The sequence below is a fragment of the Methylobacterium sp. 1A genome, from assembly GCF_058072805.1.
Map to the genome: position 1 here is coordinate 929,190 of NZ_JBYQVE010000001.1, position 13,142 is coordinate 942,331.

At 70.3% G+C, this 13,142-nt stretch carries 15 protein-coding genes; 14 read left to right on the forward strand and 1 reads right to left on the reverse strand.

What is annotated here, in order from left to right; genetic code table 11:
* The first annotated feature begins 34 nt into the window (after positions 1-34).
* From ACX9MN_RS04565 to ACX9MN_RS04590, 6 genes are all read left to right on the forward strand, one after another.
* Positions 35-457 carry a MerR family transcriptional regulator gene (locus tag ACX9MN_RS04565; RefSeq protein WP_331327815.1) on the forward strand — a complete coding sequence of 141 codons (423 nt, stop codon included), beginning with the start codon at positions 35-37 and terminating at the stop codon, positions 455-457.
* Positions 458-599: 142 nt separating this feature from the next.
* A complete protein-coding gene (locus tag ACX9MN_RS04570; protein WP_331327814.1) occupies positions 600-1,574 on the forward strand; it encodes a cation diffusion facilitator family transporter in 975 nt (324 codons plus the stop codon).
* Positions 1,575-1,581: 7 nt separating this feature from the next.
* Positions 1,582-2,268: a ZIP family metal transporter gene (locus ACX9MN_RS04575; protein ID WP_331327813.1), complete on the forward strand. Its 687-nt coding sequence runs from the start codon at positions 1,582-1,584 to the stop codon at positions 2,266-2,268.
* A 3-nt stretch (positions 2,269-2,271) separates the two neighbouring features.
* Positions 2,272-3,027 (forward strand): response regulator transcription factor, encoded by a 756-nt coding sequence (locus ACX9MN_RS04580; RefSeq protein ID WP_331327812.1) that lies wholly within the window; start codon positions 2,272-2,274, stop codon positions 3,025-3,027.
* Positions 3,024-4,355, forward strand: coding sequence for an ATP-binding protein (locus ACX9MN_RS04585; protein ID WP_331327811.1), 1,332 nt, complete (start codon positions 3,024-3,026; stop codon positions 4,353-4,355). The genes ACX9MN_RS04580 and ACX9MN_RS04585 overlap by 4 nt, the downstream gene beginning before the upstream one ends.
* Before the next feature lie 94 nt (positions 4,356-4,449).
* Positions 4,450-4,698 (forward strand): hypothetical protein, encoded by a 249-nt coding sequence (locus ACX9MN_RS04590; RefSeq protein ID WP_331327810.1) that lies wholly within the window; start codon positions 4,450-4,452, stop codon positions 4,696-4,698.
* Between the two features lie 209 nt (positions 4,699-4,907).
* On the opposite strand, the gene ACX9MN_RS04595 is transcribed toward ACX9MN_RS04590, so the two are convergent.
* Complete coding sequence (locus ACX9MN_RS04595; protein WP_331327809.1) at positions 4,908-5,147, reverse strand: hypothetical protein; 240 nt, start codon at positions 5,145-5,147, stop codon at positions 4,908-4,910.
* Positions 5,148-5,320: 173 nt separating this feature from the next.
* Here ACX9MN_RS04595 and ACX9MN_RS04600 point away from each other — a divergent pair, with 173 nt between their 5' ends.
* From ACX9MN_RS04600 to ACX9MN_RS04635, 8 genes are all read left to right on the forward strand, one after another.
* Entirely contained in the window at positions 5,321-5,551 is a 231-nt protein-coding gene (locus ACX9MN_RS04600) for a hypothetical protein (RefSeq protein ID WP_331327808.1), read from the forward strand.
* A gap of 337 nt (positions 5,552-5,888) precedes the next feature.
* Positions 5,889-6,224, forward strand: coding sequence for a hypothetical protein (locus ACX9MN_RS04605; RefSeq protein ID WP_331327807.1), 336 nt, complete (start codon positions 5,889-5,891; stop codon positions 6,222-6,224).
* A gap of 129 nt (positions 6,225-6,353) precedes the next feature.
* The gene (locus ACX9MN_RS04610) at positions 6,354-7,697 is read left to right on the forward strand and encodes an efflux RND transporter periplasmic adaptor subunit (RefSeq protein WP_331327806.1); all 1,344 of its coding nucleotides are present in this window, start codon (positions 6,354-6,356) and stop codon (positions 7,695-7,697) included.
* Between the two features lie 11 nt (positions 7,698-7,708).
* Entirely contained in the window at positions 7,709-10,957 is a 3,249-nt protein-coding gene (locus ACX9MN_RS04615; protein WP_331327805.1) for an efflux RND transporter permease subunit, read from the forward strand.
* Between the two features lie 4 nt (positions 10,958-10,961).
* Positions 10,962-11,516, forward strand: coding sequence for a threonyl-trna synthetase (locus tag ACX9MN_RS04620; protein ID WP_331327804.1), 555 nt, complete (start codon positions 10,962-10,964; stop codon positions 11,514-11,516).
* Complete coding sequence (locus ACX9MN_RS04625) at positions 11,482-11,880, forward strand: hypothetical protein (RefSeq protein ID WP_331327803.1); 399 nt, start codon at positions 11,482-11,484, stop codon at positions 11,878-11,880. Before ACX9MN_RS04620 ends, ACX9MN_RS04625 begins: the two co-directional genes overlap by 35 nt.
* A gap of 156 nt (positions 11,881-12,036) precedes the next feature.
* Complete coding sequence (locus ACX9MN_RS04630) at positions 12,037-12,954, forward strand: cation diffusion facilitator family transporter (RefSeq protein ID WP_331327802.1); 918 nt, start codon at positions 12,037-12,039, stop codon at positions 12,952-12,954.
* A gap of 11 nt (positions 12,955-12,965) precedes the next feature.
* Entirely contained in the window at positions 12,966-13,136 is a 171-nt protein-coding gene (locus ACX9MN_RS04635; protein ID WP_331327801.1) for a hypothetical protein, read from the forward strand.
* Positions 13,137-13,142: the final 6 nt, after the last annotated feature.

Sequence of the window (13,142 nt, forward strand, 5' to 3'; positions counted from 1 at the left end):
CCTACTTCCTCCAGCGACTAGAGGAGCAAGCGCCATGAAGCCCATCGCCATCGGGGAACTCTCCCGGCGTGCCGCGGTGAAGGTCCCGACCATCCGGTTCTATGAGGAGCGGGGCTTGCTACCGACGCCGGAGCGCACGGAAGGCAACAGGCGTACTTACGGGGAGGCTGACGTCCGGCGCCTCCGCTTTATCCGGCACGCCCGCGACCTCGGCTTCGAAGTCGACGACATCCGGGCTCTGCTCGACCTCGCCGGGCATCCCGACCACCCCTGCGGCGAGGCGGACGCTATCGCGCGCAAGCACCTCGCCGACATCGACGACCGGATCGCGCGGCTGACCGGCCTGAGGCAGGAGGTGCAGGCCATGGTTGAGCAATGCGGGGGCGGCCATGTCCGGGAATGCCGCATCATCGAGGTGCTGGCCGACCATGGTGAGTGCCTGCACGACCAACACTGATGACAGGTGTCATGGGCGTGCTGTTCCGACGCGACTATGTGCCGAATTCAGAGCTTGCTCCTCCAGTCGCTGGAGGAAGTAAATCCGGCGGCAGCTCCGCGCGGGAAGACTTCGACTCCAGCATCGACGCCCAGGAACGGCAATGACGGAACAGCACGATCATGCGTACCATGGCCCGGCCGGCCATTCCCATGGAGGTCACGCGCATGGGGGCCACGCCCACGGGCCCGGCCATGTCCACGCCCCTGCCAGCTTCGGGAGGGCCTTCGCCATCGGCATTGGACTCAACGTCGGCTTCGTCGTCTTGGAGGCAGCCTACGGCGTCCTCGGCAACTCCGTGGCGCTCCTGGCCGATGCCGGCCACAACCTCTCGGACGTGCTCGGCCTGGTGGTGGCCTGGGTTGCGACCGTGCTCGCGAAACGGTCACCGAGCGCGCGCTACACCTACGGGATGAAGGGGTCGTCGATCCTGGCGTCCCTGTTCAACGCCGTATTCCTGCTGGTCGCAGTCGGCGCCATCGGCTGGGAGGCGATCCAGCGCTTCGGCGAGCCCGCCCCGGTCGCGGGCAAGACGGTGATGGTGGTCGCCGCCGTCGGCATCCTCGTGAATGGCATCACCGCCTGGCTGTTCGCCTCGGGTGCCAAGGGTGACATCAACATCCGCGGCGCCTTCCTGCACATGGCGGCCGACGCGGCCGTCTCGGCCGGCGTGGTCCTCGCGGGCCTCGTGATCCTCTACACCGGCTGGACCTGGCTCGATCCGGCCGTGAGCCTCGGCATCGTCGCCGTCATCGTCTGGAGCACCTGGGGCCTACTTCGCGACAGCCTCGCGATGTCGCTCGCCGCGGTGCCCCCGGGCATCGACCCGGCCGCCGTCCGTGCCCACCTGGGGAGCCTGCCCGGGGTCGCCGCCATCCACGACCTGCATATCTGGCCCATGAGCACCACCGATGTCGCCCTCACCGCCCACCTGGTCGTGCCGGGCGGCGCCCCGGGCGACGCGTTCCTGATGCGGGCGGCGCAGGAGATGCATGAGCGCTTCGGCATCGGGCACGCGACCTTCCAGGTCGAGACGAGCGAGGCCGCATGCACGCTCGCGCCCGACCACGTGGTCTGAGGCCCGGATGCAAGCCTGGGCCTACACCTTGATCCCTGCCGCGGCCGCCGTCCTCGGTGCGGCCGTGGCGGTCAACCTGCGGCCGGGCCCGGTGCTGGTCAGCGCCGTCCAGCACTTCGCCGCCGGCGTCGTCTTCGCCGCGGCCGCGGGCGAGATCCTGCCGGACCTCAGGCACGCCGGATCGCCATGGGCGACGCTCGTCGGCGGCGCGCTCGGCGTGGTGGCGATGCTCCTGCTGCGCTGGCTGGAAGGCCGCATGAAGGGGCCGGTCGGGCTGATGTCGGTCACCGGCATCGACATCCTCGTGGACGGCCTCGTCCTCGGCATCGCCTTCGCGGCGGGCGCCAAGGCCGGGATCCTCCTAACGGTCGCCCTGACCATCGAGGTGCTGTTCCTCGGCCTCACCGTGGCAAGCGAGCTCGCCGAGGGCGGCGCGTCGAAGCGGAAGATCGTCGGTCTGACGGCCGGCCTCGTCCTGTTGCTGCCGCTCGGGGCGCTGCTCGGCGGTCCGGTCGGCTCGATGCCGGCGGCCGTTCAGGGCGGCTTCCTCGCCTTCGGCCTGATCGCGCTGCTGTATCTCGTGACGGAGGAGCTTCTCGTGGAGGCGCACGAGACGGAGGACCGGCCCTGGGTGACCGCGATGTTCTTCGCGGGGTTCCTGCTGCTTCTGCTCCTGGACGAGATGGTCGGCTGAGCGATGGCCGCGCCATCTTCCCTCGTGGACGCTTCCACGTCCCCCGAAGCGGGCCACATCCTCCTCGTCGAGGACGACGACGGCATGCGCGTGCTCGTCACCCGCGTCCTGCGCGAGAGCGGGTTCCGCGTCACGGGCTGCCGCAGCGGCGCCGAGATGTGGTCGCTCCTGCCCGACGTCGCCGTCGACCTCGTCCTGCTGGACGTCATGCTCCCCGGTGCCTCGGGGCTCGACCTGCTCCGGGCCTTGCGGGCCAGGAGCACGGTGCCCGTGATCATGGTGAGCGCGCGGGCCGAGGAGGCCGACCGCGTGCTAGGCCTGGAACTGGGGGCCGACGACTACGTCGCCAAGCCGTTCGGCCGCCCCGAGCTGCTCGCCCGGGTCCGCGCCGTGCTGCGGCGCGCCGCCCTCGCCCCGTCCGAGCCCGCCGCGCGGCGGACCGAGATCCTGGCCTTCGCCGGCTGGCGGCTCGACCTGCGCAGCCGCACCCTCCTCGACCCGGAAGGGGCCGGCGTCGACCTCTCGGGCGCGGAATACGACCTGCTTATGGTCTTCCTGGAGCATCCCGGCCGCGTGCTCGGACGCGAGCGCATCCTGGAACTCTCCCGCGGCCGGCTCGGCTCGCCCTCGGACCGCAGCGTCGACACCTTGGTCAGCCGCCTGAGGCGCAAGCTCGAACCGCCCGCGGGCACGCCGCCACCGATCAAGACCGTGCGTGGTTCCGGCTACATGCTGGCCGCGAAAGTCGAGCGGGCGTGAGGCGGCCCGGCTCGCTGGCGCACAGCCTCGAAGCGCGGACGGTCGCCGTGATGCTGCTCGCCGTCCTCGCGGTCCATGGTGGGGCGTTGCTGCTCTACCGCCAGTCGGCGGCGGCGGCCGCCGACGAGGCGTTCGCGAGGCAGGTCGCCAACCAGCTCTCCCTCGCGCGCGACGCCGTGATGCGTCGCCCTCCGCCCGAGCGTGCCGCGGAGGCGCAGGCCCTGTCGTCGCCCCACTTCGAGATCGGGTGGTCCGCCGCCCGCCCGCCGGGCCCCGGCCCCGCGTCCGACTCGGCGCTGACGGCTTTCCGGGATCGCATGGCCGCCATCGAGCCGAACCTCGGGCCCGGCCTGATGCTTGCCATGGAAGGAGGCGAGGACCCACTTCACCAGCGCGACCTCGGCGGAGCGTTCCGGCTGCCCGACGGCAGCTTCCTGACCTTTCGCTCCGCCCACGGCCCGAGCCTCGGCTCGGTGGGCCCGTGGGCGTATCTCTCGACCGCCATGGCCATCCTCGTCGGCGTGGCGGCCGTCATCCTCATGCACTGGATCGCCAAGCCGCTGCGCGACCTCGCGCGTCGCACCGGGGAGATCGGCTACGGTCCCCCGATCCCGGTCCCCGAGGCTGGCCCCGACGAGACGCGCGGGATCGCGCGGGCGCTCAATGCGATGCAGGGGCGCATCCACGCCGGGGTCTCGGAGCGGATCCAGGCCCTGGCGGCGGTCTCGCACGACCTGCGCACGCCCATCGCCCGCCTCCGGCTGCGTCTCGATGCCGTCGCCGAGAACACCGAGCGGACGGCGATGGCCGCCGATCTCGACGACATGCAGGCGATGGTCGATTCCACGCTGGCCTATCTGCGCGGCGATGCCGACCCGGAACCGCGTCAGGTCACGAACGTCGCCAGCGTCCTGATGGGCATCGCCGACGCTTCGGCGGACGCCGGCCGGGACGTCGCATATCATGGCCCGGGCCGAGCGCTCGCCAACGTGCGCCCGGTGGCGTTCCGGTGCGCCCTGGAGAACCTCGTCGACAACGGCGTGCGCTACGGCACACGCGTGCGCATCACCCTCCTGGTCGAGGAAGCCGCCTTGGTGGTGCGAGTCGACGACGGGGGGCCAGGCATCGCGCCCGAGGACGTCGCCCGCGCCTTCGAGCCCTTCACCCGGCTGGAGGGATCCCGCAACCGCAACACCGGCGGGACCGGCCTCGGCCTGACCATCGCGAGGCGGAGCGTCGAGGCCGACGGCGGCACGCTCCGCCTCGGCAACCGGCCCGGCGGGGGCCTTCGTGCCGAGATCCGCCTGCCGAGACCGGCCCCGGGCTGACACACTTCGTCACGAACGCGGCGCGGTGGAGACAAACGGCCCGGCTATCTCGGTGTCCGACGCGGCGGATGCCGCCGGACACGGAGACACGCCGATGAAACTCATGCTGGCCGCCTTGCTCGCCGCGGGAACGCTGACCGGGGCCGCTGCCCTGGCCGAGGATGGGCACGGCAACGCATCCAATCCCGAGCGGACGGTGCCGAACACCGGCTCGGTCTCCGGAGGGCCGGCGCACCGCGACGACCCGCGGGTCCGGGAGGCGCAGGAGCGGCGCCCCGACGGGAGGCCGGTGCATTCCGAGAACGACGGCCACGCTCACGGGCACGGCCACGGCACGAAGTGACGCCGACGCGCAGGTCGCTTCGGGAGGGGCGGGACATGCGGCTGCTGCCCCTGCTGCTGGTCTTCGCGCTACTGGCCGCCGGCATCGGCTACGCGCTCGCTGCCGGACCGCCCGTACCTGCGCGCGCCACCGCTCACGGCGCGGCATCCCCCCTCGTAGCGCCATGATCCGCCCGCCCCGGACTTCGTGCCGGGGCGGGCATCCAGGCCTCAGTCGTCGAAGTCATGATGATGGTGGTGGTGCCGCTCCTCGAACCGCGGCGGGCGGTCGAAGTCGTGATGGTGGTGGTGCCGCCTGACGACGACGTCCTCGTGGTCGCCGTGGCGATAGACGTCCACGTGCTCGCGGTGGCGGCCGTAGCCAGGCCCATCCCCGTAGTATTGGGCCGAGGCGACCGCCGGCGCCAGAAGGACGGCCAGCCCGGCCATCGCGGCGAGGTGCCTTCTCATCGGTCTCTCCGTTCATGATCCCTGGCGCCACCTTGCGATGCCGCCGTTGAACCCGGTCTGAAGTCCGCGTTCAGGAAGGCGTGGCCATCGCGGGTCGTGCTGCGAAGAAGGTCGGGGTCGCACACCGCCGCGAGGAAGCGCGCGGCCCCGTCCAATCCGCCGGATCAGTGCCGGTGCTCTTCCACGACGGTGTGCTCGTGAACGTCGTCATGATGGTCGTGGACGACGGGGCGTTCGTGGCGATGCTCCTCGACGACGCCGTGGGTATGCTCGACGTCGTGGCGGTCGCCGTGTACCGCGACGCCGCCGGGGCCGACGTCCACGTGCTGCGCGGAGGCGCCGACAGGGGTGAAGGCAAGGGCGGCCGAGGCGGCCAGGGCGGCAAGCGCGAGCTTCATCCGTAACTCCTCAGGTTTGCATTGATCTCGAAATGCATATCCCGACAAAACCGTTCCGGGATTATTTCCAATCGGTTTCCGTGCGCTCTTTCGCCGACAATCCGGGAGTGAACGATCAGATTGTGCTCTTCATGTCGAAGGGTGCCATCCATCTGCGCGGGGCGCCTGCTGGCCCGCAGGCCTTCACACCCCGCGCAAACCGAGGGAAAGCGTCGATGCACTTGGCCCGCGTCGGCGTTCAGCTTGAATTTAAGTCGCAGGCACCATGACTTGTGTCAAAGGGCCGGAATCGCGGATAAGGACGGCGATGCGGTTTGGTGGATGGCACAGGCGCCGGCGAGCGGTGCGTGACGGGTGGGCGCTCTGCGTCCGCGTGGTCATGCTCGTGCTGGCGCTCGCGGTCGCCGCTCCGTCCCCCGGGCTCGCCGAGGACCTGGCTTTCCATGCCGGCGATCGTCACCGGGGCACCGAACTGACGGTGGCCGCGACCGCGGCCGCGCTGGAGGCCGCCGATCCGGGCCTGGCCTGCCACGTCCATTGCGGCTGCCACCAGGTGGCCGACCTGCAGGGCGCTCCCGTCGCGCCCGTGCCGGACCCGGCGCGCCCCTCCTACGCGCGGACCGCCGAGGCCCCCGTCGCTATCGCGCCCGACCGGCTGGCACGACCGCCCCGCGCCTGAGGCGGCGCTGCGCGCGTGCGCAGCATGCGTCCGGCCGCCCGGTGACGGCAGGACCCGTCCCTTCCAGAAACCAGCGGGACGACCGCGTCGGCATGCATGGCCGCCCGGCGTCTCGTCCGAGTGATCCCAATGCGCATCCTTCTTCTCGCGGTCGTCCTGGCCGTCGGCATCGCCGTCGGCGCGGCCGTGCCCGCCGTCTCGGGCTTCGTCCGCAGCACCCTCTCCGCGGCAGGGGTGCCGCCGACCCTGTTCGCGTTCACCGCCGCGCCCAAGGCCGAGGCGCCCGCGACTGCGGCCAGCCACGCCGAGGGGGACGGCCACGACCATGCCGAGCCCGCGGCGAAGTCTGGCGGCGGCCACGCCCACGGCGAGCACGCGCATTCCGAGGCGGAGGGCGAGGAAGGACACGTCAAGATGACGGCCGAGCAGATCCAGGGCCAGGACATCGAGGTGGCCAAGGCCGAGGGCGGGACGCTCTCCCGGCATCTCCTCGTCCCGGGCACCATCACCCCCGACACGGACCGGATCGCCCGGGTCCCGGCCCGGGTGGTCGGCACCGTGGCCGAGATGCGCAAGCGCCTCGGCGACGCCGTTCAGAAGGACGAGGTCGTGGCCGTGCTCGACAGCCGCGAGGTCGCCGACGCCAAGAGCGATTACCTGACCGCCCAGGTTCAGGCCGAACTGCAGAAGATCAACTTCGAGCGCCAGCAGAAGCTGCTGGCGTCCGCCGCGGCGTCCCAGGCGGCGTTCGACAACGCCAAGGCCGTGTTCCAGGAGAACCAGCTGCGCGTCGACCTCGCCCGTCAGAAGCTCTCCGCCCTCGGGCTGAACGCCGCCGAGGTCCAGGCCGCCCAGAAGCGCGACGAGGCGACGCCGAACCAGTCCAGCCTGCGCCGCTACGAGTTGCGCGCGCCGATCTCGGGCCGGATCGTCGAGCGCAAGGTCGATGTCGGCACGGCGGTCGGCAAGGAGGGCGACCCGGCGGACGTCTACACGGTCGCCGACCTCTCGACCGTGTGGATCGAGCTGTCGGTGCCGACCTCGGACCTCGCCGAGGTGCGCGAGGGCGCGCCCGTCGCCGTGAACCGCGGTGGCCGCATCGAGCGGGGCAAGGTGATCTTCGTCAGCCCGCTCCTGAACGCCGACACCCGCTCTGCCCGGGTGGTGGTCTCACTTCCCAACAAGGACATGTCCTGGCGCCCCGGCACCTACGTCACCGCCGAGGTCGAGATCGCGACGGATCAAGTGCCCGTTCGGGTGGCCAAGGCGGCGCTGCAGACCATCGAGGGCAAGCGCGTCGTCTTCGTGCGCACCGAGGAGGGGTTCGAGAAGCGCGAGGTCGAGCTCGGGCGCTCCGACGACGACGGCTTCGAGGTCGTCTCCGGCCTGAAGGCCGGCGAGCCTATCGCGGTGGCCAACACCTTCCTCCTCAAGGCCGAGCTCGGGAAGAGCGAAGCCGACCACGACCACTGAGGAGGGACGACATGATCAGCCGCATCCTCGACTTCTCGGTTCACCAGCGCTGGCTCGTGCTGCTCCTGTCGCTGCTCGCCGCCGGCTTCGGCGGCTACGCGGTGACCAGGCTGCCCATCGACGCGGTGCCCGACATCACCAACAACCAAGTGCAGATCAACACGACCGCGCCCTCGCTCTCGCCGGTCGACATCGAGAAGCAGGTGACCTACCCGGTGGAGACCGCCCTCGCCGGCATCAAGGGCCTGGAATACACCCGCTCGCTTTCGCGCAACGGCTTCTCGCAGGTCACCGCCGTCTTCGCGGAGAAGCTCGACATCTATTTCGCCCGCCAGCAGGTCGCCGAGCGCCTAGCCCAGGTGAAGCGGGACCTGCCGCCCGGCGCCGAGCCCGCCATGGGCCCGATCTCGACCGGGCTGGGCGAGATCTACATGTGGTCGATCCACTACGCGAAGCCGGGCGAGCGCAAGGTCTCGCAGCCCGGCAAGCCGGGTTGGCAGCCCGACGGCAGCTACCTGACACCCGAGGGGCAGCGGCTCAGGACTGAGCTGGAGCAGACCGCCTACCTGCGCACGGTCCAGGACTGGATCATCCGCCCGCTGGTCAAGACCGTCCCGGGCGTGGCCGGCGTCGACGGCATCGGCGGCTTCGAGAAGCAGTACCACGTCCAGCCCGACCCGACGCGGCTCGCCTCCCTCGACCTGTCCTTCGCGGACGTCGCCCGCGCGCTGGAGACCAACAACGCCAACCAGGGCGCGCGCTACCTGGAGGACAACGGCGAAGGCTACGTCGTGCGCGCGGCCGGCCGCCTGGAGGGCATGGACGACATCGAGAACGTGGTCGTCGCGACCCGCGGCGGCGTCCCGGTCCGGATCAAGGACATCGCCGAGGTACGCATCGGGCGCGACCTGCGCACCGGCTCGGGCAGCGAGGACGGCCAGGAGGTCGTCGTCGGCACCGCCCTGATGCTCATCGGCGAGAACAGCCGCGCGGTGGCGGCCGCCGTCGACGCGCGCATGGACCAGATCCGCAAATCTCTGCCCCCGGGTGTCGAGGTCCAGACCGTGCTCGACCGCACCCGGCTCGTCGAGGCGACCGTGAAGACCGTCGTGAAGAACCTGTCCGAGGGGGCGGCCCTCGTCATCGTCATCCTGTTTCTGCTGCTCGGCAACATCCGCGCGGCCATCATCACGGCGCTCGTCATTCCGGTCGCCATGCTGATGACAATGACCGGCATGGTCGAGGCGAAGATCTCGGCCAACCTGATGAGCCTCGGGGCGCTCGATTTCGGGCTCATCGTCGACGGGGCGGTGATCATCACCGAGAACGCGCTCCGCCATCTCGCCGAGCGGCAGCACGAACGGGGTCGACCCCTCGACACCGAGGAGCGGCTCCAGACGGTACAGGCGTCGGCCGAGGAGATGATCAAGCCGTCCCTCTACGGGCAGGCGATCATCATCTTGGTCTACGTCCCGCTCCTGACCTTCACGGGCGTCGAGGGCAAGATGTTCGAGCCGATGGCGCTGACCGTCATCATCGCGCTCGTCTCCGCCTTCGTGCTGTCGCTGACCTTCGTGCCGGCGCTCATCGCCATCGTGATCACCGGCCGGGTCACCGAGAAGGACAACCTCATCATCCGCGCCCTGAAGGCCGCCTACCGGCCGGTGCTGGGCGCGGCGGTCCGGGCGCCGTTCGCCTTCGTTGGCGCGGCCCTCCTGCTGCTCGTCGGGGCGGGCATCCTGTTCACCCGGCTAGGGACCGAGTTCATCCCGCAGCTCGACGAGAAGAGCATCGCGCTGAACGCCACCCGGATCCCCTCCACCTCCCTGACGCAGTCGCAGGCGATGCAGCTCAAGGTCGAGCAGGTGGTCTCGAAGTTCCCGCAGGTCGCCTACGTGTTCTCGAAGACCGGCACCGCCGAGGTCGCCTCCGACCCGATGCCGCCGAACTCTTCGGACACGTTCGTCATCCTCAAGCCGCAGGAGGAATGGCCGGATCCGGAACTGCCCAAGGCCGAGTTGCAGGAGCAGATCGAGAAGGCGGTCGGGCAGCTTGCCGGCAACGTCTACGAGTTCTCCCAACCGATCCAGCTGCGCTTCAACGAGCTGCTCGCCGGCACCCGCGGTGACCTGGCCGTGAAGGTTTTCGGCGAGGAGTTCGAGCCGATGCTCAAGGCCGCCAACCAGGTCGCGGCGGTGCTGCGCAGCATCGACGGCGCCGAGGACGTGAAGGTCGAGCAGACCGCCGGCCTGCCGTTCCTGGAGATCAAGATCAACAAGGCCGAGGCGGCGCGCTACGGCCTGAGCACGGGGGCCATCCAGGAGGTCATCGGCACGGCAATCGGCGGCCGGGATGCCGGCGTCGTCTTCGAGGGTGACCGGCGCTTCCCCATCGTGGTGCGCCTGAACGACAAGGTGCGCGAGGACCGGGAGGCCCTGGAGAACGTCCCGGTGCCGCTGCCGCCCGGGCCGAACGGCCGGGCGAGTTCGGTCCTGCTCAAGCAGGTGGCGAGCTTTTCCGTTACCGAGGGTCCGAACCAGATCAGCCGCGAGAACGGCAAGCGCCGCGTCGTGGTCACGGCCAACGTGCGCGGCCGCGACATCGGCTCGCTCGTGGCCGAGGCGCAAGCCAAGGTCGGCAGCCAGGTGCAGCTGCCGCCCGGCTACTACGTGACCTGGGGCGGCCAGTTCGAGAACCTTGCCTCGGCCAAGCGGCGGCTAATGGTCGTGGTGCCGGTCTGCTTCTTCCTGATCTTCCTGCTGCTCTACTCGGCTCTGGGGTCTCCCCGGGACGCGCTCCTGGTGTTCAGCGCGGTGCCGCTCGCGCTGACAGGCGGCATCTTCGCGCTGTGGCTGCGCGGCATGCCGGTCTCGGTGCCGGCCGCCGTCGGCTTCATCGCGCTCTCGGGCGTGGCGGTCCTGAACGGCCTGGTGATGCTGACCTTCATCAAGCAGCTGGTGGCCGAGGGGCGCCCGAAGCGCGAGGCCATCCTGGAGGGCGCCATGACCCGGCTCCGGCCGGTGGCCATGACGGCGCTGGTCGCCTCGCTCGGCTTCGTGCCGATGGCCGTGGCCACCGAGACCGGTGCCGAGATCCAGCGGCCGCTCGCCACCGTGGTGATCGGGGGCCTGATCAGCGCGACCCTGCTGACCCTGATCGTGCTTCCGGCCCTCTACGCGCGCTTCGGGAAGGTGAGCGTGCCGAAGGCTGACGATAAGGGTGCGGAGGCGGCGTCCCGACACCTCAAGGCGGCGGAGTAGGCCGATGCGCCGCGCATCGTTCCGGGTCGCCGCCGTGGCCATCATCGCCATGACGCGGGTCGCCTCCGCTGCGGAGACCAAGTCCATGGAAGCGCCTTTCGGCTTGGCCTGGGGGCCGGTGGTCGAGGTGCCACGCCCGGTGAAGGTGGACCGCGAGGCGAACTTGACCGCGCTCTATTACCCGCAAGGAATGTGGCCTGCGACCGGCCCCGGAACCGCCGAGGTCGTTCTCGTGGTCTGCCGCAACGAAGGGCTGCAGCAGGTCGTCTGGGTTGGATTGCCCCTATCCGGCGCGGAGCTCGCGCGGGCACGCCAGGCGATCCACGAAGAAGGGGTTCGCCGCTTCGGGGAACCAGCCCGCGGCCCGCTCGGCGATTCAGAGGTCTGGCCCGGCGGACGGGCCCTGCTCGCGAGCCGCGAGGTCGCGGACGGGCGGCACGAGCTGGTCATGACCGCCTTCGGGCCCGGCTTCGCAGCCTGCTCGCGGTCCCATCGCGAGGCGACCGGTCACCCGGCCGGCGCGCATGTCGCCGATCTCGTCGGCACCGCCGGCCCTTGAGGCGGCCCGCCGATGCCGGACCACGAGCGAGCATCGCGGGATCGAGGTCGATCATGTCACCACAGCGCATGTCGAGGGCGAAACCATGAATGGTAATCAGGTTTATCAGCTGTCCGTGACGACGGCCGCCATGATCGCGGTCCTCAGAACATCCACAATTGCGATGATGACGTTTGTGATGAACAAGCTTCCTGCCCATGAAAGGGAGGCGGTTATCGCGGAGATCGTGCGCACGATTGGCGACATTCCTCCGGATTATTCTCAGGATAATCCAATTGGGACGAAGTTCTATGAGGACGTCGCCATGCAGGCGCCGGGACTTGCGCACGATTTCGCGCGCGATCTGCGGCGCGCGCTAGGCTGAGACCCGGCTGCAGGGAGGTGCCGCGAGCTATCTCCGATAGCGTCGGGTGTCGCCCGAGCGACCGGGACGAAGCGCATCCCAACCCGGCCAGCCTGTTTGGCGCCGCCGGCCGGCCAGGCGGGTGAACCCCGACGAAGGCGAAGGACTGGACGCCACATGGGACATGGACACTCGCACGGGGGCGGCATCCCAACCGGCTCGGTGGCAGGCAGGAACAAGGGGCGCCTCGCATGGGCGCTCGCGCTGACGCTCACCTACATGGCCGCCGAGGTCGTGGGCGGCCTGCTCACCGGAAGCCTCGCGCTGCTGGCCGATGCCGCGCACATGGTCACCGACGCCGGCGGCCTGGCGCTCTCGTTGCTCGCCATCCACTACGCGGCCAAGGCGCCGACGCCGGGCAAGAGCTTCGGCTACATGCGCTTCGAGATCCTGGCGGCGCTGGCCAACGCGGTCGTGCTGCTCGGCGTGACGGCCTACATCCTCTACGAGGCTTACCGCAGGTTCGTGGAGCCGACCGAGATCCTCGGCTGGCCGATGATGCTGGTGGCGTTCGTTGGCCTCGGCGTGAACCTCGCCAGCATGCGGCTGCTGGCGGGCGGGTCGTCGGAGAGCCTCAACGTCAAGGGCGCCTACTTCGAGGTGTTCTCGGACATGCTGGGCTCCGTCGGCGTCATCGTCGCCGCCCTCGTGGTGATGGCCACCGGCTGGCGCTGGGTCGACCCGCTCGTCGGCGCCGGCATCGGCCTGTTCATCGTGCCGCGCACCTGGCGCCTCCTGGGCGAGGCGCTCCACATCCTGCTGGAGGGCACGCCGCCTGGCGTCGACCTCGATGCGTTGAAGGCCGGGATCGAGGCGATGCCGAACGTCCGGCGAGCCTACGACCTGCATGCCTGGACGCTGACCTCGGGCTTCGACGCGATGAGCGGGCACGTGGTCGTGGACGACGTTTCCGCCGGCCCGGGCGTGATCCGGGGCGTGCGCGCCCTGGTGCGGGAACGCCACGGCATCGAGCACGTCACCATCCAGGTCGAGGACGAGGCTCTCGCGGCCGAGACCGTTCCCCTTCCGGTGTGACGGGGACGGCCATGGCAGGGAAGAAGCTCGGTCGCCAGCAACTCTACTGGGGCCCCAAGGATCGCAGGAAGCGGAGAGCCCGCCCGCATATCAGGCGCGCGGCAGCCCGTGACCTCCTGAAGGAGATGGCGCTGGTCATGCTGTTGATCGGGCTTCTGGTGCTCCTGGGCCGCTTCGCCTGACGAGGG